20 protein-coding genes and 1 tRNA gene are annotated in these 23,062 nt (G+C 64.0%); 8 read left to right on the top strand and 13 right to left on the bottom strand.

Annotated features, from left to right (window positions below):
• The first annotated feature begins 232 nt into the window (after nucleotides 1-232).
• From ABEA50_RS27530 to ABEA50_RS27520, 3 genes are all read left to right on the top strand, one after another.
• On the top strand, nucleotides 233-1,705 hold the full coding sequence (locus ABEA50_RS27530; RefSeq protein WP_345499116.1) for a flavin-containing monooxygenase: 1,473 nt from the start codon (nucleotides 233-235) through the stop codon (nucleotides 1,703-1,705).
• 75 nt (nucleotides 1,706-1,780) lie between these two features.
• Nucleotides 1,781-1,853 (top strand) — tRNA-Arg (locus ABEA50_RS27525).
• 274 nt (nucleotides 1,854-2,127) lie between these two features.
• Nucleotides 2,128-3,798 (top strand): DUF262 domain-containing protein, encoded by a 1,671-nt coding sequence (locus ABEA50_RS27520; RefSeq protein ID WP_345499115.1) that lies wholly within the window; start codon nucleotides 2,128-2,130, stop codon nucleotides 3,796-3,798.
• 12 nt (nucleotides 3,799-3,810) lie between these two features.
• Here ABEA50_RS27520 and ABEA50_RS27515 read toward each other — a convergent pair whose 3' ends face one another.
• The 7 genes from ABEA50_RS27515 to ABEA50_RS27485 all read right to left on the bottom strand — a co-directional run bounded on the left by ABEA50_RS27515 (nucleotide 3,811) and on the right by ABEA50_RS27485 (nucleotide 11,333).
• The gene (locus ABEA50_RS27515) at nucleotides 3,811-4,908 is read right to left on the bottom strand and encodes a restriction endonuclease subunit S (protein WP_345499114.1); all 1,098 of its coding nucleotides are present in this window, start codon (nucleotides 4,906-4,908) and stop codon (nucleotides 3,811-3,813) included.
• 41 nt (nucleotides 4,909-4,949) lie between these two features.
• Complete coding sequence (locus ABEA50_RS27510; protein ID WP_345499112.1) at nucleotides 4,950-6,428, bottom strand: class I SAM-dependent DNA methyltransferase; 1,479 nt, start codon at nucleotides 6,426-6,428, stop codon at nucleotides 4,950-4,952.
• Between the two features lie 28 nt (nucleotides 6,429-6,456).
• The gene (locus tag ABEA50_RS27505; RefSeq protein WP_345499110.1) at nucleotides 6,457-7,344 is read right to left on the bottom strand and encodes a nucleotidyl transferase AbiEii/AbiGii toxin family protein; all 888 of its coding nucleotides are present in this window, start codon (nucleotides 7,342-7,344) and stop codon (nucleotides 6,457-6,459) included.
• A complete protein-coding gene (locus tag ABEA50_RS27500) occupies nucleotides 7,341-7,940 on the bottom strand; it encodes a type IV toxin-antitoxin system AbiEi family antitoxin domain-containing protein (RefSeq protein WP_345499109.1) in 600 nt (199 codons plus the stop codon). The genes ABEA50_RS27505 and ABEA50_RS27500 overlap by 4 nt, the downstream gene beginning before the upstream one ends.
• Before the next feature lie 85 nt (nucleotides 7,941-8,025).
• Nucleotides 8,026-10,491 (bottom strand): EcoAI/FtnUII family type I restriction enzme subunit R, encoded by a 2,466-nt coding sequence (hsdR, locus tag ABEA50_RS27495; protein ID WP_345499107.1) that lies wholly within the window; start codon nucleotides 10,489-10,491, stop codon nucleotides 8,026-8,028.
• 118 nt (nucleotides 10,492-10,609) lie between these two features.
• Entirely contained in the window at nucleotides 10,610-11,020 is a 411-nt protein-coding gene (locus tag ABEA50_RS27490) for a hypothetical protein (protein WP_345499105.1), read from the bottom strand.
• Between the two features lie 49 nt (nucleotides 11,021-11,069).
• Nucleotides 11,070-11,333 (bottom strand): hypothetical protein, encoded by a 264-nt coding sequence (locus ABEA50_RS27485; protein ID WP_345499103.1) that lies wholly within the window; start codon nucleotides 11,331-11,333, stop codon nucleotides 11,070-11,072.
• A gap of 508 nt (nucleotides 11,334-11,841) precedes the next feature.
• Between ABEA50_RS27485 and ABEA50_RS27475 the strand changes: the two genes are divergently transcribed.
• Nucleotides 11,842-12,711 (top strand): tetratricopeptide repeat protein, encoded by an 870-nt coding sequence (locus ABEA50_RS27475; RefSeq protein ID WP_345499101.1) that lies wholly within the window; start codon nucleotides 11,842-11,844, stop codon nucleotides 12,709-12,711.
• A 7-nt stretch (nucleotides 12,712-12,718) separates the two neighbouring features.
• Nucleotides 12,719-12,856: a hypothetical protein gene (locus tag ABEA50_RS27470; RefSeq protein ID WP_345499100.1), complete on the top strand. Its 138-nt coding sequence runs from the start codon at nucleotides 12,719-12,721 to the stop codon at nucleotides 12,854-12,856.
• A 405-nt stretch (nucleotides 12,857-13,261) separates the two neighbouring features.
• Here the strand turns inward: ABEA50_RS27470 and ABEA50_RS27465 are convergent, their stop codons facing one another.
• Nucleotides 13,262-13,678 (bottom strand): hypothetical protein, encoded by a 417-nt coding sequence (locus ABEA50_RS27465; protein ID WP_345499099.1) that lies wholly within the window; start codon nucleotides 13,676-13,678, stop codon nucleotides 13,262-13,264.
• A gap of 475 nt (nucleotides 13,679-14,153) precedes the next feature.
• Between ABEA50_RS27465 and ABEA50_RS27460 the strand changes: the two genes are divergently transcribed.
• Nucleotides 14,154-14,441 (top strand): putative quinol monooxygenase, encoded by a 288-nt coding sequence (locus ABEA50_RS27460; protein ID WP_345499098.1) that lies wholly within the window; start codon nucleotides 14,154-14,156, stop codon nucleotides 14,439-14,441.
• 137 nt (nucleotides 14,442-14,578) lie between these two features.
• Here ABEA50_RS27460 and ABEA50_RS27455 read toward each other — a convergent pair whose 3' ends face one another.
• Both ABEA50_RS27455 and ABEA50_RS27450 read right to left on the bottom strand, forming a co-directional pair.
• Nucleotides 14,579-14,917, bottom strand: a complete 339-nt coding sequence (locus ABEA50_RS27455; protein WP_345499097.1) for a zinc ribbon domain-containing protein — start codon at nucleotides 14,915-14,917, stop codon at nucleotides 14,579-14,581.
• Nucleotides 14,918-15,180: 263 nt separating this feature from the next.
• The gene (locus ABEA50_RS27450; protein WP_345499096.1) at nucleotides 15,181-15,360 is read right to left on the bottom strand and encodes a hypothetical protein; all 180 of its coding nucleotides are present in this window, start codon (nucleotides 15,358-15,360) and stop codon (nucleotides 15,181-15,183) included.
• 573 nt (nucleotides 15,361-15,933) lie between these two features.
• Between ABEA50_RS27450 and ABEA50_RS27445 the strand changes: the two genes are divergently transcribed.
• Nucleotides 15,934-16,422, top strand: coding sequence for a MarR family winged helix-turn-helix transcriptional regulator (locus tag ABEA50_RS27445; protein ID WP_345499094.1), 489 nt, complete (start codon nucleotides 15,934-15,936; stop codon nucleotides 16,420-16,422).
• Between the two features lie 11 nt (nucleotides 16,423-16,433).
• Here ABEA50_RS27445 and ABEA50_RS27440 read toward each other — a convergent pair whose 3' ends face one another.
• Nucleotides 16,434-18,245: a chloride channel protein gene (locus ABEA50_RS27440; protein ID WP_345499092.1), complete on the bottom strand. Its 1,812-nt coding sequence runs from the start codon at nucleotides 18,243-18,245 to the stop codon at nucleotides 16,434-16,436.
• An 84-nt stretch (nucleotides 18,246-18,329) separates the two neighbouring features.
• On the opposite strand from ABEA50_RS27440, the gene ABEA50_RS27435 reads away from it, so the two are divergent.
• On the top strand, nucleotides 18,330-19,412 hold the full coding sequence (locus tag ABEA50_RS27435; protein ID WP_345499201.1) for a cytochrome c oxidase assembly protein: 1,083 nt from the start codon (nucleotides 18,330-18,332) through the stop codon (nucleotides 19,410-19,412).
• A gap of 296 nt (nucleotides 19,413-19,708) precedes the next feature.
• On the opposite strand, the gene ABEA50_RS27430 is transcribed toward ABEA50_RS27435, so the two are convergent.
• Nucleotides 19,709-21,274 (bottom strand): ArnT family glycosyltransferase, encoded by a 1,566-nt coding sequence (locus ABEA50_RS27430; protein ID WP_345499090.1) that lies wholly within the window; start codon nucleotides 21,272-21,274, stop codon nucleotides 19,709-19,711.
• A 44-nt stretch (nucleotides 21,275-21,318) separates the two neighbouring features.
• Nucleotides 21,319-22,908 carry an FAD-dependent monooxygenase gene (locus tag ABEA50_RS27425; RefSeq protein ID WP_345499089.1) on the bottom strand — a complete coding sequence of 530 codons (1,590 nt, stop codon included), beginning with the start codon at nucleotides 22,906-22,908 and terminating at the stop codon, nucleotides 21,319-21,321.
• Nucleotides 22,909-23,062: the final 154 nt, after the last annotated feature.

The raw sequence follows: 23,062 nt of genomic DNA, 5'->3' as shown, positions 1-23,062 counted from the left end.
CCGAAGGTCGGCGTGCCTGTGTGACAACAAGTACGGCCCGCCGCCGCCCGCACAGCTCGGCGGACTATCGAAGCGCGCGGAAACCGGCGCTTCCAAACGATTCCACGCCGCACCCGAACAACCCCGGCGATAGCGTTCAGCGCCCACAATCCCACATCCACCTGACCGAAAATATCGATTCGCTGTCCGTGGATCTCTTCGAAGCGGCCCGTTCGACGCCTACCCTCGAACCATGACAACGCCATCGATTCTCATCATCGGAGCCGGATTCGGCGGGCTCGCCGTGGCGTTGGAACTCCAGCGGGCCGGAATCGAGGACTTCACCCTCCTCGAACGCGCCGACGACCTCGGTGGGGTGTGGCGGGAAAACACCTACCCCGGCGCCGCCGTCGACGTCCCCTCACCCCTCTACTCCTTCTCCTTCGCGCCGAAAACCGATTGGCCCAAACGGTTTTCCGAGCAACGCGACATCCACGAATACATGCGCGGCGTCGCCGAGAAGCACGATCTGGTGCGCCACATCCGATTCGGCACCGAGGTCACCGACGCCGAATTCGACGAAACCGGCGGCACCTGGCACCTACGCACCGCCGATGGCGCGCACCTGAGCACCGACATCCTGATTCCCGCCGTCGGCCAACTCTCCCGCCCCGCCTTGCCGAACCTGCCAGGCATCGACACCTTCACCGGCGACTGGTTCCATTCCGCCGAGTGGAACCACGACGTCGACCTCGCCGGCAAACGCATCGCCTGCATCGGCACCGGAGCCAGTGCGATCCAATACATTCCGCGCCTGCAACCCGACGCCGCACACCTCACTCTGTTCCAACGCTCGGCGGCCTGGGTGCTTCCCAAACCCGACATCGCCTACAGCAAGCTGCACCACACGATGTTCAAGTACTACCCGCCGAGCCGCCTCGCCGAACGACTCGGCGTCTGGTTGTTCTTCGAATTCATGGCACTGGCACTCACCGACCTACCCGGTCTCAAAGCACCCACCGTCGCCTTGGCCGATCGCTACCGCGCCAAGCAGGTTCCCGACCCCGAACTGCGCCGCAAACTCACCCCCGACTATCCGCCCGGCTGCAAGCGCGCACTGTTCTCCAACGACTACTTCCCGGCACTCGGCCAACCCAACGTCACCGTGGAGACCACCTCGATCGAAGCGATCACCCCCACCGGCGTGCGCACCAGCGACGGTGTCGACCACGACGTCGACGTGATCGTCTACGGGACCGGCTTCAAAGGCACGGAATTCCTGGCCCCCATGAACATTCACGGCATCGGCGGCCGCAAACTCGCCGACGTGTGGGGCGCCGAAGGCGCACGCGCCTACCTGGGCATCTCCGTCCCCGACTTCCCCAACCTGTTCATGATGTACGGCCCCAACACCAACGTCGGCTCCGGCTCCATCATCTACATGCTCGAATCCCAAGCCCGCTATATCCGCCAGATCGTCACCTACCTCACCACCCACCCCGACCACCACCTGGCCGCCAGCCCCGCCGCCGACCAAAAATGGGACGACTGGCTACAAAAACGCCTCAAAGACACCCCCTGGAACTTCTGCTCCAGCTGGTACCGCAACGCCGCAGGCCGAATCACCAACAACTGGCCCGGCGTCACCGCCCTATACCGTTGGAAGACAAGAACTTTCCACCCGAACGCCTACACGAAAACTTTCACCGGCACCCCCACCCCCTAACCGATTCGGCCACCCCACCCCCAACCCGGTAGACTCACTCCGCAGCCCCCAAACGACCACCGGTCAACCGGGCCAGCCCTCGTAGCTCAGGGGATAGAGCACCGCTCTCCTAAAGCGGGTGTCGCAGGTTCGAATCCTGCCGAGGGCACAAACCTGTACGAGCTTTTGCACAGGTTTGGCCGTAAAGCGGACAAGAGCCTCCTCCTCCGGACTGCTGCACGGCGAGGTCACGCTGTCACCGGATTGTGCAGCAGTCCCCCTTCCCACCCGCCCTCAGCTGGGGGCCGACCTCGAATACTGAGAACCTGTCAGTACTGCTCCCTAGACTTCACGGCAATGTCCAAGATCGCCGTATTCCTGGGAGATTGCCAGTGAACTCGACAGGCCGCAGGCGCCCGTTCGCCAGTCCAGAGCCGACGATAGTGCCAATCTCCCGGCTCGCGGACCGCGTACTCACGGGCGAGATCGTGCTGCCCAAGTACCAGCGTGCATTCGTCTGGACACCACAGCAGATTCTCGAACTACTGGACTCTGTTCTGCGCAACTATCCCATCGGCAGCATGCTGCTCTGGGAGACCACGGAGCAAATCGCGAGCGAGCAGACGGTTGCCGGTTTGGCCGTAGAACCACCGCGTCCCGACCAGGCGGTCAGGTATATCCTCGACGGCCAGCAGAGACTCGCGAGCATAATCGGCGCCCTGCATGGCGGGACCGGCCTGTGGGACATCGCCTATGACCTGGCAGCGGAACGTTTCTTCCAGCGCACGCCGGACGGTCCAACCGGGCCGCACATAGTCTCCATGCGACAAGTGAGCGCGGCAGGCTCCCTCTTCCGGCAGGTCGGCGATCTGTCGCCTGAACTTCGCGACCGCGCCACCGATCTGTATGAGCAGTTCGCCAATTACCTTGTCCCAGTAGTGACGTTGAAGCACATGTCGGCCGAGGAATCGTCGCGGGTCTTCGTGCGTATCAACAGCACCGGCACACCGATGAACATCGTCGACGTGGCACGGGCAGGAACGTGGAGCCCTGACTTCGACCTGAAGGACGAGATCGAATCACTCCTGCGGGTGCTCGACGCGAAGCTCTACGGCCGGGTCGACACCAAGACCATGCTGCGAACGATCGCCGTCGCCGCGGGATTCGGGTTCTCCGCCAAGGACATCAACCGGCTGCGAGAACTGGACAAGGATCGATTGCGCGCCGCTGTGGACGACGCCGCGAAGGCCGCAGCGCGGGCAGTGGACTTCCTCAGCACCCAAATCCGCACGCCGACAGCCAATGCGCTGCCCTACTACAACCAGTTCGCGGTGCTCGTCGAAGTATTCCGACAGCTACCGAAACCTTCGTCCAGGCAATACGACGCTTTGCGTCGATGGTTCTGGCTGACCGCGAGCGGCGAGTATTTCAAGGGCTGGAGTGACACCCAGATGGTTCCCGACCTTCAGGCGATCACCTCGTTCGCCAACGGCGAGACCACCGAATTCGAGACAGGGGCGGCGCTTCCACGCAGCGCCCTGTGGCGGCGTAGCGCCTTCTCCAAACGGAACGCACCAAGCAAGCTTCTCGCCCTCCTCCTCTCCTACGAGGATCCCCGCGATCTGCTCACCGGGCAGCGCATCGACGTGGGCCGGTCGCTGTCGTGGCAGAACGACAAGGAATTCCATCATTTCTTCCCGAAGGCATTTCTGCGCTCTCGCGGGGTGAGCGCTACCAGGACGAATGTGTGCGGCAACCTGGTCATGCTCACCTCCAACAGCAATATCTGGGTGACCGACCGACCACCATCACAATATCTGCGAGACCTGGCCGACCTCGAAGACGAGGAATCGCTACGTGCGCGGTTGCGCAGCTGCCTGGTAGACGAGGATGCCTACCAGGCAGCGTTGCGGGATGACTTTGACACCTTTCTGCGCGTGCGATCGGAGACCTTGCACCGACGGTTGATGGAGCTGATCGGCCAAGCGGCCGGCTCAAACAGTCAAGCGTCTACGCGGGTTGCGCAGCTCTTGGCCGACAACGATGTGCCCGCGGAGGACGCGGACCCCGATTCGCTCATGGACGAACCGGTCGACCGCGATTCTGCGGACTGACGGGGAACGTCGCTACAGCTGTCCGGAGAACGCCGCGTCGAGGAGCGCGGTGCGCAGTTTCGCCACTTGTGCAGCCTGTTCTGCTCCGGTTTCGGTAGCCCGTCGAATCAGCGTGAGCTGCTTAGCGATACGCCGTTGTTCGTCGAGGCTGGGCAGTGGAACCGGTGTGGCCAGCAGTCGATCCACATTGACACGTTGGCGCCGGGATCCCATGCCGGTGCCCTTGTCCTTGAGTGCACCATGCAACCCGGACCAACGAGCGAGATGAGTCATGTATTCAATATCGGCCAACGACTCGTCGATATCGAATGTCGGGAACTCGTGCGAAACATGAATACCTTCAAAATCGGTAGGAACAACAGAGAGCGAGCCTTCCCAGCCAAAAAGCTTACTGTAGACAAACTGGCCAGCATGCAATCGATTGTATCGAGTGTACTTGGTCTCGTTCCCCGAGATAATCGGACGACGAAACAGACCACGGCCACGGTTGAGAATTCCAGCAGTATAATATTTCTCATCTGGTTCCACATTCACGAAATCGCTAGCGATGGACAAGACTTCGGAAAGTGGTGACTTGACATCAATCGGCCGAAGTAGCGAGTCCATGTATTGATTGGCGATTAGCCTGGAATGTTCCCGCAGAGCCACGTATCGAGCGATCCGAGACATCGCGACATCAAGTTTGTCAGCAACGCGTCGCTGTTCATCCAAATCTGGCAAAGGAATTAATGAACTGAGAAACCTCTCAGGGTTTACCCGTTGCCTACGCGAACCCATCCCTGACGCCCCTCTACTTAGCGATAGATGGAGGGTTGGCCAAGTGATTACATGGCGAATATAGCGAGGCTCGGCATGACCGGGGTCAATGTCGTAGGTTGGAAATTCGTGCGAGACATGCAGGCCATCGAACTCGCTGGTAACATAAGCAATGGCGCCCTCCCAGCCAAAGAGTCTGCTGTACACAACCTGGCCTTCGCGAATCGTGTTAAACCGTTGATATCTAGTTTCTGCACCGCTAATTTTTGGCCTTCGAAAAATACCGCGTGCATAACTATAGATTCCCGCAATGTCGTACCACTCTTCGTCAATAATCCTGACAGAATTATTCACTGGGATCAATATATCGGATAGCGGAGATTCGGGATAGCTTCTCACACTCGCCCCTTCAACTGGTCAAGAACTTCCTCCAGGAGGCCTCGTATCTCATCCTCTACTTTTATCAGCTCCGTCACAATTTCATCCGGCGACCGGTGAGCGAGTTCTTCTCCATCATGAGGATTCGAGAAGTCAAGGTTGAATCCGGACTTCTCAACCTCGACCGCTGATACCATCCACGCGTTCCCGCCATCCACACGCCCTTCACGCTTTACCCCTCCCCACCACTCCACACACGGCTCAAACTCCTCAACCTGCATCGGCTTTGTCTTGGAATAGCCCCGACGACCATCCGGCGGCGCGATCTCGTAGAACCAAACCTCTTCTGTCGACTGTCCCTTCTCGAAGAACAAAAGATTCGACGGGATTTGGGTATACGGCGCGAACACACCTTGTGGCAGCCGGACGATGGTATGCAGGTTGCAGTCCTGCATCAGCTTCTTCTTGATACGTGCCCCGATACTGTTCTCACCGTTGGCGAAAAGGCTGCCGTTCGGCAGGACGATGGCGCAGCGGCCGCCTGGCTTCAGCTGATCGAGGATGGCGCGCAGGAACAACCACGACGTCTCCTGGGTTTGGTAGCCCTTCGGGAACCGCTCGACGACCGACCGTTCTTCCTCACCGCCGAACGGCGGATTGGTCAACACCACGTCAACCCGATCCGCCGCGGTGGCATCCCGCATCTGCAGCAGGGCGTTCTCGCGGACCAAGCGCGGTGCGCCAATTCCGTGCAGCAGCAGGTTCATACTGGCCAGCAGATAGGGCAGTGACTTCTTTTCGATACCGCGAAGGTCGTTGTGCAAGCGGCGGCGCTGGGTGTCGGTTTCCACCCGCTGCACCAGATCCTCGTAAGCCTGAACCAAGAAGCCGCCGGTTCCGCATGCCGGGTCGAGGATCGACTCCCCGAGCTCGAGGAAGGACTGCTGCACCATGAAGCGGTTCACCGGGCGCGGAGTATAGAACTCACCGGAATCGCCTGCGGCATCTCGCATTTCCTTCAGAATCGACTCGTACAGGAATGCCATCGTGTGGATGTCGTCCGATGAGTCGAAGTGGATCTCGTCGACGAGATTCACCAGATCCCGCAGTAGCGTCCCCGACTGCATTCGATTGGTGACGTCCTTGAAGATGGTCGAGAGCACGTTGCGGGGATCGTCCGCGTCGCCCTCAGCCCCCTTCAGCTCAGCCAAATATGGGATCAGCTTGTCGTTGACGAATGCTTTCAGCTCCGCTCCGCTGAAATCCGGATTCGCCGCCCAATCCTGCCACCGGTACGGCGCATCGATCGCCAGGCGGTAGTCGGGGTCGAGCAGCGGACCCACCTGTTCGACCCGCTGGTCGAATGCCTTGAGGAACAGCAGCCAGGACAGCTGCGGGAGGCGGTCGAGATCGCCGTTGAGGCCCGCGTCCTTACGCATGGTATCGCGCGCCGACTTGATGACCGACGCGAGCCGCGCTCGTGACGTAGTGGCCACGGCGGACTTCTTCCTGGGGGACGCCATCTCAGCCTTTCTCGTTGTGCTTGTTATCGGTTGCCTCGCACCAGAATTCGACCACCGCGTCGAACGCTGCATCGAGTCGAGCGGGCGTTTCAGTGAGGCCCACGGCCAATTCTGGATAGCTATGTATCCATGCCGGCGGCGGTTCGGGCAGCTGTGGCGGGATTTCATGTGTTGCCCGGACGGCGAATACATGGCGCACCGCCCGGACAACGGAAGCGTCTGGAGTCAAGCCACTTTCGATGAGGAGTACCAGGTCTACCAGATCCTTGACCCGCGTATTGGGTCGATCACCGTAGTCGCGAGTGAAGGCGTGCAACTTCTCGGCGAAATGCTGGCGACGATCGACCGCCTCGATGTCGCGGGGTGGCGTTCCAGCGAAGCCCAGTGTGTTGGGCAGCGGAAGCCGCTCGGTCAGGGCGATTTCCGCGCCGCGGGCGACGACATCGATACGTACGGTCGCGAAAGGCTTACCCGCCAGGCGGGCCTCGACGGAGAACCGCCAGGCACCTCGACCGGCAAAATCAGCCTTCAGATCGACCGCCGGTGAAACCAGGAAGACAAAGCCGTCCGAGTCTCCATCCACCACAAGTGCATCGATGAGCAGGGCACGTACTGCCGGGCCGTCGAGGTCCGGTTCATTGTCAGGGCGGGCAGCCAGGTCCATGTCCTTGGTCATCCGTGCTCGGCCACACAGCCGGAATTCCATGACGGCGCCGCCTTTGAGTACCCAGCCGGCAACCGGGTCGACGGAAAGCCGAGCTGCGACTCGGTCGAAGACCACGAGTCGACGCCGCCGGGCCAGATCAGTGGCGGTATCGGCTGCCTGTTGTTTGAGCCGCACCTCGAGAGCACGGCGGAGCGCGGTTGCGTCCCGATAACGATCGGTCAATGCGTCTCCCGGAGTGCCCGATCGATACCGAGTTCGGCGCGCGCGCCGAATAGTTGCGCCCCATGCAGGAGCCGGCGCCGAGTGGCCAAGCCACGCGCCAGAGCGTCAGCGACGGCAGAGTCCACTACGTCTTGGTCCACCTGCGCGGCCGCGGCCTCGATGATGGCCCGCACTGGCGTCGTCACACGGTAGCCGTCGCGAACCTCGATCTCATCGTCGGTGATTTCGGCACGGTGCAGAATTACGGCTTCGTCTTTCTGGCGGAAGCCAGGGGGAACGGTGAGATGGATCCGCGAGGGGTTGGCAGTGCCCAGGTCGTGGACAGATAGGGCAGTAGTGTGGGAAACGACTGCGCGCCGCTTACTCCACAAAAACCAACGGACCAGATGGTCGTTCTCGCCGGCGGGAAGCGATTCGAACTCACGGAAACGGTAGATCGCACGGTCAACCACGGTCCAGTTGCCATGGGTGGCGTGGTAACGCTGAGCCTGATACGAGTACCCGACCGCCAGCGCCTGTGCGGCTGTGAAATAACCTCGCTGCCCGCTGGCGATCTGCCAGAGGGCGGCCCTGGTGTCGGTTCGGTCCCTGAGCACCGCCTTACCCTACCCGTGACGGATACCTAATAATCAACTTTAGCTATGCGCGCCCCATTGACATCAAACTACAATTAAGTTTTAGTTATGAGGCCTCGAGCAGTCTCTTGCCCAGCTCGTCGATGGCTTCGTGCAGGGCCTCGGCTCCCCCGAAGTGGCTCGTCAGCTCAACCACGGAACCCATCTCGGTGAACGGGCGAACTCCAAGAGTCTCCGGCTTGAGCTGGGCGGAACCGTGCTCGGCAAACTTCAGTAGCATCTCCTCAAGCACATCTCGGGCCTGCGGCTGGAACGACTTCAGGAAGTCTCGATGCTCGTGCAGGAACCGATTCAGCCGTTCCTCCCGACTCACCAGCGGCAGTCCCCAGGCGACATTGAGCAGCAGGTCGATCGGATCGACGTCGGGGCTACCGAACTCTTCTGGAAGCTCCTCCGCCGCAACATCGGCAGCGAGTAGGAAGTTCACGAGCTCGCGGCGGCTCCTCGCGACAGCCCACTGGGAGCGCAGCTTGTCCGGCGCCAGTTCGAGTTCGATGACGCGGTCGCGAACCCACTGCTGGACGGTCACCAGCCGCATTGTCCGGCCGTCCGTGTCGAGCTGATACCGCCGCTCGCCCCACTTGTAGACATGCACGCCGTTCACCACGTATCGCCGACCCCTCGAGCGGATACGGTCCACCACATCCGGGTCTTCTACCCTGTTCCGGGTACTCGGCTCATCGAACCCATCGCCGCCCGTCCGGTCATATACAGGCTCGGGCTCGGCCATGTGCGCCGAATCGACGTCGCCGCCGGAATTCTCCTCCTGGGCGCTATCGACCACATGCCCGCGATCATCCGCGATGTCTCTCACCACCCTTAGCGGAGGACCGTCGAAGCCAGGATCGTTGAAGAGCCGCGTTGCCTCGACGAAGTCGATGATGTCGAAGGAGCCCTTTCCGATCTCCGGGCACAATCGGGTGCCTCGGCCGATGGTCTGCTTGAACTCGGCCATCGACAGGATCCGCCGGAACAACACGATGTTGCGCACGACGGGCAGATCGATACCTGTATTGAGCAGCTTCGACGTCACGGCAATTACCGGCTCATCGGAATCATCCTTGCGGAAGTCATCGAGCGAAGCCCGGCCATGCGGACCATCGGCGTCGGTGATCCGCACGACGTAGTCATGGTGCGTCCGTACTTCCGACGAGGCCACGTTGAACAGGGCGTTGCGCATTCGCGCGGCATGGTCGTTGTCCTGACAGAAAACGATTGTCTTGCCATGCTTGCCCTCGTCCGCGGTACTGCGGAGATAGTCGATAATGTACTGCGCGGCAGCCTCTGTACGTTCCTCGATGACCATCGTCCGCTCGAAGTCCCGCGGCCCGTACACCCGTTCTGGAATCTCATACCCGTACTTGTCCAGCTGGCCCGGCTCGGTCTGATAGCCCTCCATGTCGACGTTGAACCGGACACGACGCACCCGGTATGGCGCGAGAAAACCATCCTCGATACCGTCAGCAAGGGAGTAGGTGTAGACCGGCTCACCGAAATAGTCGACGGTGTCGGCCTCCCTCCTACTGATCGGAGTCGCGGTCAGCCCGATTTGCGTCGCGGGCGCGAAGTGCTCGAGTACGCGGCGCCATTGCGAATCGTCCCGAGCACTGCCCCGATGGCATTCGTCGACGATGATCAGGTCGAAATACTCGGGCTCGTAGCGCCGAAAGAGTTCCTCTTCGTCTCCCCTTTCCAGCGCCTGGTAGAGGGCGAAATAGATCTTCCGGCCCCGAACGGGCTCACCGCTGATCTTGTGGACATCGTCCGCGCCGAAGACTGGCAGAAAGTACTTGTCTTTGGGATCGTCGACCAGCATCGAACGGTCCGACAGGTACAGAACCCTCGGCTTGCGACCCGAGACCCATTGCGATCTATGCAGTTTGGCGACAATCTGCAGTGCGACCATCGTCTTTCCCGTACCGGTGGCAAGCACGAGAAGGATCCGCTTCTGCTCATTGGCGATGGCCGCGAGGGTACTGGCGACCGCGACGCGCTGATAGTAACGAACACGCTTGATGGTGTTGTCGGAGTTTCGCAACGTGTGATCGTAGGGTGCGGCCAGGAGCTCCCGCCCGATATCGGAGTCAGCCTTTTGATCGGCCAGGTACCGGTTCCACAGCTCGTCCGGACCAGGGAAACGGTCGATTTCCCGGATCGTCGGGGCCGCACCGCTGTAGTCGATCTCGACGATCTGCCGACCGTTGGTGGCGTAGGCGAAAGACAACCCCAGCTTCGCGGCGTATCGGCGAGCCTGCTCCACGCCGTCGTTGACATCGATGCGGTAGCGCTTGGCTTCGACAACTCCGATAGGTACGTCTGGCACGTACTCCAGAACGTAGTCCGCAACCAGCGGATCGCCGGGGATATGCCGCTTCGGTGTCGCGGTCAACCGGCCATCGTTGATGCGGAACTGTGGGCGAATCTGTTCGCTCGCCCAGCCCGACTCAGTGAGGGCTGGTATCACCAGTGTCCGGCATGTCTCATCTTCGGTCATCCCCTGCGCAGCAACCACCCTTAAACAGTAGTCCCGACCACTGCGGCTGTCATCGCAGTGCTGCGACGACGACATCAGATCCCTTCGGTTTCACAATGATTGGCTTGGTTCGAGGGTATTCGCCGCGCAACAACCCCTATGAACAAGCGCGCTGGACAGCTGGCCGAATCCACCCGGCTGGCCGGCATGTCCGGACCGTTGATGTACCACGGAGCTTCGCGACCGCCTCGCGACTACATTCCACCGCTGACGCCTCGGTGAAGTGGGCTTCCAGCCGGTCGGCAACAGCATCGTGGTCGTCCTCGAACAGGCGCCCGTACCGGTCCAAGGTCAGCGTGGCCGAGCTGTGGCCGGGCATCCGCTGAACCGCCTTCGCAGCGATGCGCCGCCGCCGAACCGCTTCGGCGAGCACTTGATTCAGCACGGTCATGTTCTTGCGCACCGAGCCCGCGCGATCTTGGCTGCGCTGGCAGCGACCCATTTTCCTGGACGCGTTCGTGGGTGATGTCGGCAAGTAGGTCAGCGGCGCGGCCACCACACCGCCCATACGATCACCCCGACCGGCAGGCCGACCACCACGAACCACCCGACGGTGATCACTGCCCGGCGCCGACCGCCGTCCACCGTGCGAACGACAACCGGGGTAGCACGGTCTCGACATCGGTCACACCCATCAACCAGTTCAGCGCCAACGGGCCGAGATGATCCGGGGCAGGCACGATCACCGCCTCCACTCGCGCGTTGCGGACCTGGTCGACCACCGGCAACACCGAGGACTGATCCGCCCATATCACGTGGTAGCCGAGACGTCGCCCCAACCGCGCCACCTGCGCGGCATCCCACTCCGGCGCGGTGCTCACCTCGAAGTCAATCCATCCCAAGGCCGTCGGTCGCATCGCGTTCCCCTGCTCACTACTGGTGCGTGGAGTGCACCCCGTCGCCGGGGAACCGGTACCGGGCCGGGTCAGTACCCGGCGACGAGGACGAAAATGGACGTTAGGCGGGTATTTTGGATGCAGGCACGGTTACAGCGGTTGCCGCTGTCAGCTCGGTGTTTGCTATCTGTGAATGCCGGGTCACGACTTCGGGAAGGGGTTGCGATGAACGAACTACCCGTGGACGGTTCATCGCTGCGCGCAGCCCGTGAGGACGCCCGGATCGGCCTGCGAGAGTTCGCTCGCCGAACACACTGGAGCGCTGCGTATCTGAGCCAGATCGAACGCGGCCTACGCCCCGGTCACCGACGAGATCGCGGAGGCGTACGCGGCGGCGCTGGGCACCGCTGCCGGGACGCTGGCACCGGCCGCTGACGACCCGCTCCGCATCGCGCACGAATGGCTGTTGGCCGACCCGCCCCCGGCGGAGCACATGACGGCCGGGCGGCGGGTGAGCTCCAGCCTCGCCGACGAGATGGAACGCCGCGTGGTGGAGCTGCGCCGCCTGGATGACATGGTGGGAGGGTCGACCCTGCACCCGGTGGTCCGGTGCGATCTGGAAGCCGCGCGGGCCGTGGTCTACGAGACGACGCACGCGCCGCAGGTCAGGTGTCGGCTGCTGCGGGTGGTCGGCGAGCTGTCACAGCTCGGCGGCTGGGTCTACGCCGACGCCGGGCGTTACCCGCAGGCCCAGAAGGTCTACCTGGACGGGGTGAGCGCGGCGACCGAGGCCGGAGACCGACCGCTGGCCGGGCAACTGCTCTCGACCCTGAGCTACATGCTCACCAACACCGGCGACCCCCGAGACGCCTGCCTGCTGGCCCGCTCGGCGCTACGAGGCGCTGCCCCCGACGCTGTTCCAGTGGTGCGGGCTCTGCTCGGCGAGCGGGTTGCCTGGGCGGCTGCGAAGTCCGGCAACGCGGACGCCTCCCGGCGCGCGCTGGATGGGGTGGACGACGAATACGACCGCCGTCGACTCGGAGATGAAGAACCCGACTGGACCTACTGGCTCGACCGCGACGAGATCGACGTAATGAGGGCGCGCTGTGCGGTGCAGCTCGGCGACGCCGCCACCGCCGAGACACTGCTGTCACCCGTGGTGGAGCGGTATCCAGCCGAGAGGGCGCGCGAGGCTGCTCTGTACCGGTCGTGGCTGGCCGAGGCGTACGCGCGCAGCGGGAACGCCGACGCCGCCCGGTTCACACTCGACCAGGTGCGCACGGTGGCGGCCGAAGCCGGATCGGTGCGGCTGAAACAGCGCGTGTCCGAGGTAGAGGTAACACTCGCTGCCAGTGAAAGATAAAGGAGCCGTGGGTAAGTGGAAGGGCCGCAACGGCACCCCGACAACAGTGCTCGAAGCCTTCGTGCTGCGTGCCCGGCGCGTCGTCAGCCATCCGCTGATGCGTGAGCACCGGGAGCTGATGCAATCGCTCTACGCAGGAAAATGACCATCAGCGTCACGCTGAACCAGGCAGGCCAGTTGACCAGGCCGGGTGCCGAACACTCCATGATCGACCGCAGCAGGTAAGCCTGGAACGGCTCATGTCGTGCCAGGCACTGTTCGGGATATGCAGAAACGACTGCCACGCAGCGGCTATACCGGCTGGATGACAGTTTGAATCAGGTGTCTACTGAGCTGTTGAACTTCAGTCCGAACGAACCTGGCTCTCGCGGTAGAGCCTCGAAACCGGCTCGTCGGCATCCTTCATCTTGAAACTGACATGGACGCGCCCACCACTCGCGCCGGTCACGGTCCACTCAACTTCGCGTCGGCCGACCCGAGCGCGAACATGATCACCCGGTTTCAGCGCCCGAGTTTTCTTCACAGCCGTACCCGCCATCGTGTCCACCTCCTACGCCTGCCAGCCTATCGCCGCTGAGTCCTTCAAGTATGCGCCGACGACGTTGTCGAAGTCAGAGGCAGCTCCATGCAGTGACGACCTCCATTTCTTGAAGGTTCGAAGATTGAGAGGCTGCCCAGCTTTCACCTTCGCCAGCTGGTCATCGTTGCGATGAGCGATCGCGTTCCGGGCCTTGTTCAGTTCGTCCAAGGTGCCCTGCCACTGCTTCTTTCGCGTGGGGTACTTAACCCCCAAGTCGTCCCATAGAGCGATATCGAGGATGTAGAAGTCGTTGCCCAGCGAGCCCGACTGCGCGTTGCCCTTGTCCAGTTGCCGAGCCCTGATCAGCGCGCTCTGGAAAAGCACAACGACCGGATCACTAGGCGCTCCTGCTTGCAGCGCTACGGCCTCTGCGGCTTCATCGTGCAAGTCGCGGCAGAACCCCTTGAAACTCGGCAGCGAGGCTGACGAAGAGCGCGGGGTTCAAATGCTCAGTGGCGTATTGGCGTCCGCGGCGCCCTCCCGTAACGGCGGTATGAGCAGCTTCAAGGCTGTCCAACGCCTTACAGCGATCGCTGTTCCAGCGTTGAAGGGCTGTCGAGCAAAGTCGTGGCACCCCAAGACGATAGCGATCCAGCACCGACCCGGGGCCAGGTACCGCCTTGCTGCGGCACAGCCGCCAGTTCCGCTTAGCGGCAGTGTGATTCGCCGCTCCGACCTTTGTACGCAGCGGCCCGAGCTCGCCGCCACAGTGCGGGTGTCGCGGTCCTCGGCTCGCGCCTTGTCCCGTGCGAGTGCGGCGTCCAGTGCGGGTGCGGGTTCAGTAATCGTGTCCACCGATGAGTTCGGGCCTGACGACCGGTCCTATAGGTGGAAGCCTTCCGAAACCAGCTTGGGAGAACACATGGTCATCGTCGCCGGACATCTTGTCGTAGACCCGCAACACCGCGAGTCCTACCTGGCGGACTGCGTGGACGTAGTCGAGCAGGCACGGTCGGTGCCTGGCTGTCTCGACTTCAGCATCGCCGCCGATCTACTGGATGACGGCCGTGTCAACATCTACGAACGCTGGGAATCACAAGCGGCGGTCGAGTCATTCCGCGGGAGCGGGCCGAGCGAGGAGCAACGCACCGCGATACTCGCTGCCACGGTCTGCGAATACGATGTCGCCGATGTTCGCGCGCTGACCTGAACAGGTTCGCGCGCAGGCACCGGTCAGCCGCGATGCGTACGATTTCCGTCGAATCACCGGCGCAGCGAGCACCGAAACAAATTGGGGCCGTTGGTTTCCGGCGGCGCCACTTGCCTTGGCGGGTGGCGGCGTTTCGGTTACCGTTGTTGCGACCAGGACGCATTCGGTTGCGCCATATTCGGCGGCGCCGGGTTGGGAATGCCGGGGCCGGGGCCGTAATGGCCAGTCTGCGCGCTTTCCTGGCGCGCGCGCCCGAGCAGCTCGTTGACGTGGTGCGGCGGGACGTACGACACGGCGCCGCAGCAGGTGCACTGCATCTCGTGCCTGGTGCTCGTGGTGAACAGCGGGATGAAGAACAAGGTGAACTTGGTGATTGTCGCGCGCAGCGCGTGCGCGGCCGGGTTGCGACAGTACCCGCAGACCAATGTGAGCATCGCCAACTGTTGGATCTGGCTCCGCCAGCCCCAGATGATCATGAGAAACCCCCGGCTCGCAATGTGTTGCGGTAATTTGCCCGCGAATCGGCACTGTACCCGCTCATCAAACAGCACGCGATCCCTCCGATCGCATGGGCGGCGCAACCGTGAAAGTCTCTATAGCAGTGCAGAGTTCGGCTGTTGCGCCAAGCGGGACGCGACGTGGATCCAATCCGTGACCGAGTTCCGAACTCGCCGAGTACAGGGACGCGTCGATCCGCGCGACGACGACCAGGCGCCGCGGCATGTGCGTTGTCGCTACGTCAGTGCGAGTAGTCCCGGAAGGTCATGACGCCGCCGATCAGGACGAGTAGAACCGTGAGGGTGTAGACCGTGACGCGGAACCACACCGGTCCGTAATAGGTGACGGCCATCGACGCACCGAGCGCAGCGAGAATAAGCACGATTCCATAGAAAGGTGTGCGTTGCTCCCTGTCAGCCATACCCCAGTGTCCTCCGCTGGCGGCGTGGGTCGCAATGTTCGAGCCACGGTCCGAGCGGACGGATCACGAGGGCCGCAGCACCTCAGCTCACCGCGGTGAGCGCCCGCCATACCTTTCTGTGGCGCACGCGGGGCGTGGGGCGACGTGGTCGATGCAGACCGCGTCGAGGACGGAGGTATCGCGTCATGAGATGCTCCGTGTCTCGTCGAGCAGGGTGTCCAGCACGAGCATATGGCCCCGCGAGGTGGGTGATCGCAAGTCGAAGCCCAGATCCGGCAGTGCCGGTGTGGCGTGACACCGCACGCCCAGAACACCGGCACACAGCCGTCGGGCACGCCCGCGTAGACACCGAAGTCGGGGGCAACAGATCGACTATGCCCAGTACGATCCGGGGCGTGACACCGCGGTCTTACTCCGGCGCGGGCCCGGCAGGAACGGGCGGGTCTATCGACTGGCGTGTCCAGCCGAGCATGCGGTGTTCTGGATCGCTTCTGCTCTCAATATGATCGAGTTGTTCAGCCGTCGGCTCGTGTCCGTGCGAGCGGTTTCTGGAGCGAGTGGATGGAGGCATCGGTGTCGAAGGTCGAGCCCGCTCATGCGCGCGACGTCGACCAGCTCACCGACGCACTGTTGACGGCTTCCCGGCTGTTGGTGGCGTTGTCGGCCCGGTCCATCGCGTCGGTGGACGAGACGATCACCATTCCGCAGTTCCGAACACTGGTGATTCTGTCCTCCCGCGGGCCGGCCAATGTCGCGACGCTGGCGGGATCGCTGAACGTACAACCCTCGACAGCCACCCGGATGGTCGATCGGCTGGTCGCGGGCGGTCTGCTGGACCGGCGGACGAATCCGAATTCACGCCGCGAACAGATCGTCGCGCTGACCGGCCGGGGACGGCAGGTGGTCGATACGGCGACCGCCCGGCGGCGTGACGAGATCGCCGCTGTGGCCGCCCGGATGCCGCTGGCCGACCGGGAGGGGCTGGTGCGGGCGCTCACGGCGTTCGCCGCGGCCGGTGGTGAGTCGCCGCCCGGCGAGGATATCGAGGGTTATCAGCTGTAGCGGCTCCGACATCATCGCTGTCGCACGCGCTCGATGGCCCCATGGTCCTTTGCCTCGGCGGGACGGAGGGCTTTCAGCACCGCGCTGTGGGTGAGCCAGCCGATCACGATGTCACCGGAACCGCTGACGACCGGGATACCGGTACCCGACTCCCCCACCATGGCATCCAACGCTGTTGCGAGCGTCTGATTCTCGGTGACCGTACGCGGCAGCACCGCCAGATCTGCCACGGTGATGTCCGCGGATTCGGTGTCCGCGAGTGACTCGGCCACTGCCTCGGCCGTGACACACCCGCGATACCTGCCGTCCGCGTCGATGATCGCCACCATGGCGTGCGCCGAGGCCCAGACCGCTCGGCTGGCGTCTTCGATCGTGGTGTCGGCGGCGACCGGTTCGGGGCATGGCTCCATCACCTCCGCGACGCGGACGCGATCGAGCCGACCGGCCGGACCCGCATGTGCCGCATCCAAATCCACGCCGCGGCGGGTCAGCTTGAGGGTGTAGATCGTCTCCTTCGACAGCACCCGCGAGATTCCGGTGGCCACGACCACGGCCAGCATCAGCGGCAGAATGATCGAATACTCCCCGGTCAGCTCGAACAGGATGATGACCGCCGTGATCGCCGCGCGGGTCGCGCCCGCGAACGCCGCACCCATGCCGATGAGTCCGTACAGACCCGGCGCCGCGGTCGCGGACGGGAACAGGTGGTGGACCACGACACCGAACGCGGTGCCGCCCATCGCGCCGATGAACAACGACGGCGCGAACACACCACCCGAGCCGCCGATTCCGATGGTCAGGCTGGTCGCGATCATTTTCCCCACCATGAGCACGACCAGCATCCACAGCACATAGTGGCCGCCGATGGCGTCGCCGAGGACCGGATAGCCGACACCGTACATCTGGGGCAGGACCAGCAGAACCCCGCCGAGCAGCAGACCGCCCACCGCGGGCCGCAGCCATTCCGGTCCACGCCACGCCCAGTCGCACAGATCCTCGATGCGGTACAGCACATGGGTGAACGCCACACCCGCGGCACCGACCACGACACCGAGCAGGGCGAATGCGCCGTATTCCCATCCCGACCGCAGGCTGAAGAAGGGCAGATCCAGAAATGGCTCGTTTCCGAGTGCGGCACGGCCGATCACACTGGCGGTCACACTCGACAGCACGACCGCGCCGAACGATTCGGCGGCGAAGTCGCGCAGGATCAGCTCCATCGCGAAGAAGGGCCCCGCGATCGGCGCGTTGAAGGTGGCCGCGATACCGGCGGCGGCTCCGCAGGCGACGAGTATCCGTAGGCGCCGCTCCGGAATTCGAGTCAGCCGCCCGATGCTCGATCCCCATGCCGAACCGATCTGCACGATCGGCCCTTCGCGCCCGACCGATCCCCCGCCTCCGATACACAGTGCGGAGGCGAGAGCTTTGACGATGGTCACCTGGGGTGGAATCCGTCCGCCGCGTTCGGCGACGGCATACATCACCTCGGGTACACCGTGACCGCGCGCCTCCGGCGCGAACCGATAGACCAAGGGCCCGTAGATCAGCCCGGCCACGACCGGAGCCAACACGACGAACCACGGACCCAACGCCGGGAAGTGCGGATTCAGCGCATGCCCTGCGGCCGAGTAGTCGTCATGCCCGGACAGCAGTCGAGTGAAACTCGTTATCAGCCAGCGGAATACGATCGCGCCCCCACCCGCACCGGCGCCGATTATCAGCGCCAGCGCCACCAGACCGCCGCGACTTTCGCGTAGCCACTCCTGCCACGGGGTGCGCACCAGCGACCACCGGCCGATCACCTCGGAGGGTCTCGCACCCATTACTGCCCCCTCACCCGACAACCGAAATCATGCACAGTGCAACAATTGTAGTGTGCTTGTTTTTGGAGACCGACGGTGACCGGCATGGAGGGCGTCCCTGCGCCCACATCGGCCACGATCCTCACCACGTGGACATGGCCGCCCGTCGTGAATGTGCTGCTCCTGATCGCCGCGGCGGGCTATCTCTGGCTGGTCCGGCGGGCGACGCGCCACGGGCTGCGCTGGCCCCTGCTGCGAACGGGATGCTGGCTGCTCGCCCTGGCGCTGACCGTCGTCGCCGTCGACAGCGCGTTGGCGACGTATTCGCACGCGTTGTTCTCCGTCCACATGGTCGTGCACCTGCTGCTGATCATGGTGATTCCGACCCTGCTGGTATGGGCGCAACCGATCCGCCTGTTGCACGACGCCACGGGACCAACCACCGCCGCGACCATCGATCGCATGCGCGCGAGCCGCGGCTTCCGGATCCTGGTCTCGCCCCGATCAACGGTTCCGCTCTACGGCGCGGTCCTGCTGCTCACCCACCTCACCGGCTTCCAACAGGCGATGTCGACGCACATGTGGATCCACGACAGCGAACTCGTGCTCTACCTGGTCACCGGATATCTGCTACTGCTGCCCTTGGCCGGTGACGAGCTGACCATCGACCCGAAGTGGCCCTTCGCGCTGCGTCTCGTGGTTCTCGCCATCTGCGTCGGACCCGACACCCTCGTCGGTGTCACTCTGATGATGTCGGGGACCGTGCTCGCACCGGCCTATGCCGACACCCGCCACTGGGGGCCGGACCCGCTGGCCGATCAGAGCCTCGCCGGAGTCATCATGTGGCTCGGCGGCGACGGCCTGATGATGCTGATCATGCTCGCCGCGGTCGGACAATGGATTCGCCTCGCCGACCGAGACACCGGACTCGGCCCCTGGCTCGACGGCATTCGCCACCGCGCCCTCCTCGGCACCACAGCCCCCGAAACCGACATCGACCACGAGCACGCGGCACTCGACGCCTACAACGCGCGGCTCGCACGACTCAACGGCACGCCCGCACCGGCGCGCGCCGGCGTTCGCGCCCACAAACCCACCGGCGCCGCCCGCCCGGCCGCACCTGAACCCACCGCGGCCCCGGAACCGGCGCGCACGAACTACCCCGCCGACCGGGAGGGCCCGTGCTGAGACCCATACCGCGATAGCGGGCGATCGGGGCGGCCCGCGCCACGAGGACTGCTGGTGCTCAACATGATTCGAACAGCGGCGCGGTCTCGCTCGATCCGCCCCGAGCGGGCGACACCGTTCCGATCGCCCGGGCGAGGCCCACTGGCTGACCTGGAAACCGTTGACGCCCGGCTATCGAGGTATCACAGGAGCGACCGCTACGCCGCAAGAATTTCGAGATCACCTGGCACGAACCCAGCCAGCCCACCGTGCGGGCCGGCCGGCGTTCGACACCGGGTCGAAACCCAGACTGTCCCTTACCCGGGAAGGGATTCTGGATTATCGGCCGGTCCGATGCGACGAATCGAGGGCCACAGCTGCGCCCACGACGCCCTCAGGTCCTGACAAAGGAACACTCGGGTGCCGTTCTCCTGACTCTCGATGCCGTAATCGTTGTGCACTACGGCAACCTCGGTGAGTCGGCCGCAAGCCTGCTCGGTCCACGCCGGGACCATCGAGGGTGCGTCGGTACCCATGACGACGACCGTTGTGTACCGCTCCGGCGGGGGTCCCCACCAGCCATACGCCTGATGCCCACTGTAGACGGGCGGAAATCGCGTGTGCTGGACGGAGAAGTCAGGACCGAACTGCGCTATCGCCCCGGCCTGACCGTAATTGTCCGCCACCACAACAGTTTCGGTGCGCACCTCGGCCGGTAGGCGATCAACGACCTCGGCGACCGTACGGCCCATCTCCGGCCAGCCGATCTGTTCACCGATCTCCCCGTTCACACCGATCACCGGGGTGTCCGCGAGCGCCGATACCGGCAGTATCGGCAGCGAGAACACCGCGGCGATCGCGGCCGAAACGACAACCAGCAGGCTCACCGTCAGTGTGCGGAGTCGCCGGCCACCGGCGGCGACCCACTGCGAGGCGGCGACACCGGCCGCGGCCAGCAACGGCGGGTACGCATCGACCAGATAATGCTGCTGACCGCTGGTGAGCAGCAGTAGTCCCAGCAGAGCGAGGAAAGCGACACCGAGACAGCGCAACCCGGGCCGTTTCAGCAGCCACCACAGGCCGGCGATCCACACCGGCAGCAGCAGCGGGCCGACGATCACGAGTTGATAGGCCACCAGCTCCCAGCGGCTGTTGTCGGCACTGATCTCGGTGGCCATCTGCCACTGCGGCCACCCGTTGCGGGCCTGCCAGACAATCGTCGGTACCGCGATCACCGCCGCCAGCCCAGCCCCGACCGGTAACCATCGGCCGCGTAGTACGTCGCGCGGACCCATCGTGACAACAGCAGCGACCACGATGACCGCGTACACGGCCAGAAACACCCGGTTGAGCAGCCCGAGCCCGAGCACGATCCCGGCGACCGCCCACAAGCGCCGATCACCGGTACGCACCAAACGCGCGACGAGAAACACGAGCGCGGTGGCGAACGCGATATCGAGCGTCGCCGTCGACAGGATATGGCCGGAGACCAACACCAGGACCGAGCTCGCCGCGATCGCCGCGGCGAAGAATTGCGCGCGGCGGTCGCCGCCGAACTCCCTGGCGATGAGACCGATCAACACGATCGTGACCGCAGCCGCCAACGCCGCGGGAATACGCAGCGCCAGCAATGAATCCGGCGCCAGCTCGTCGGCGATCCGGGCCAGCAAGGGACTCAGCGGCGGATGATCCGGATAACCCCACGCCAGATGTCGGCCGGACTCGCGGATATAGAACTCGTCGCGGTGAAAGCCATACCGCTCGGAGCACACCGTCAGCACCCCGAAAACCGCGGCCGCGAGCACCATCAGCGGCCACAACTCGCCACAAACAGTACGAAAACGGCGACGCGGGGCCCTCTCCAACTCGCTGATGTCACTCACCCCAACGATTTTCGATCCGTGTTGTCCCATGATGAGCTGTGAGCTCACCCGATGTCAGCGGATTCCGACATCGGCGGCCGGCTCGCCCGCCCTTCCGGCAGGAACCAGCGTCGCAGTGCCGCGCGCAGGGCCTCTCGGTCGGTGGTGTCCGGGTGCGACGATTCGGTCGCCCACGCGACGTAGCAGTCCGGGCGCAGCAGCAGTGCGGTCGGCGACCCGGATCGGGGGCGGGCGGTGACGATATCGAGTTGGTCGTGCCATTCGGGCAGCGATTCCGTCAACCCCGCATCGCCGGTGAGGTCGAGCAGTAGTGGCCGTGCGTCCCGTGTCAGTTCGGCCAGCCGGACGGTCCCGTCCGGAGTGCGCAGTTCCATGTCCGGGGCGAACCGACCGATAAGCGGGTGGTTGTCGGTTCCGCCCATGTCGTAGCGGATATCGGTCCCTGCGGTGAGGGCGGCGAGACGCTGCACAGTGCTCTGATCGCGGAGCAGTTCGGTGAACAGTTCGCGCAAGGCGGTGACGTCGCTGCCCGGGGCGATCAGCGCGGATTGCGCTTGGGCGTAGGTGATCATGCGGGAGGCGGCTTGCCGGCGTTCGGTTTCGTAGGTGTCCAGCAGTCCGCTCGGGGCGTTACCGCGCAGAGCGGCCGCGAGTTTCCAGCCGAGATTGGCCGCGTCCTGCAGGCCGAGATTGAGGCCGGGACCGCCTCCCGCGGTGTAGATGTGGGCGGCGTCGCCGACCAGGAAGACGCGGCGGTCTCGGAATCGGTCGGCGATTCGAGTGTGGCCACCGCTCAGTCGCCGCAGCACATGCGGTCCCTGACCGGCGGGCGGGCCGAGTGGCATATCGGTGGCGAGCACGCGCCGGACGCTGACTTGGAGTTCGTCGAGACTCATCGGAGTGTCGGTCTCGGGCTGGTCCCACTCGATGGTGCTGAGCAGCGGCGGATGACCGGGGAATGGTGCGTAGGAGAACCCCCCGTGCTCGGTGCGCAGCGGCAGGAACGGCTGGACGGCCCCGTAACCGGGCACGATCAGCGCGCCCGTCGCCGGGTCCACCCAGTCGGACGCAACGGTGACGTGTGCCGCCCGACTGGTCGCGCGGTCGTAGCTGACACCGGGAAAGTCGATGCCGGACAGTTTGCGGGTGCGGCTGTGCGCCCCGTCCGCGCCGACGAGATAGCGGGTTCGCAACCGGTAATTTCCCTCCGGGCCCGCGACTTCCAGGGTGACCGTGTCGTCGTCTTGCGTCAGGCCGACCACCTCGTGTCCGCGCCGGATCTGGGCGCCCAGTTCGACAGCACGCTTTTCCAGAACCGTCGTGATGTGGTGCTGCGGGGCGGGCAGACCGTAGATCGGGCTGTCGTCGAGCAGGCTCAGGTCCAGGGCCATCCCGGCGAACATGAAGTAGGTGGAGTTCGGTTGCGGCGGTAGCGGACTACCACCGAGCTGCTCATAGAGGCCCCGCCGATCGACCAGCTGCACGACCTGGCCGAGGAGCCCATTCGCTTTCGGTTCCTCGTCCGCTGTAGCCAGCCGCTCCAGCACGAGCGGACGGACCCCGGCCAGGCTCAGCTCGCAAGCCAGCATCAGCCCGTTCGGGCCACCTCCGCTGATCACCACATCGACGGTCATCTTTTTCTCCTAGCGTTTTGCCGACAAAGCCGGTGCCGCACCTGATGCCCTCGCCTCTTATCGGCCCGGTTCCGCCTCGATCGGGGTGTGAACGCCAGACTAGAAGAAAAAACTGCGTGCGCGCAACTTTGCGCACACGCAGTTCAAGTGGGAT

The organism is Nocardia callitridis (assembly GCF_039543305.1).
Lineage (GTDB): Bacteria > Actinomycetota > Actinomycetes > Mycobacteriales > Mycobacteriaceae > Nocardia > Nocardia callitridis.
This window is presented reverse-complemented; position numbering and strand designations above follow the sequence as displayed.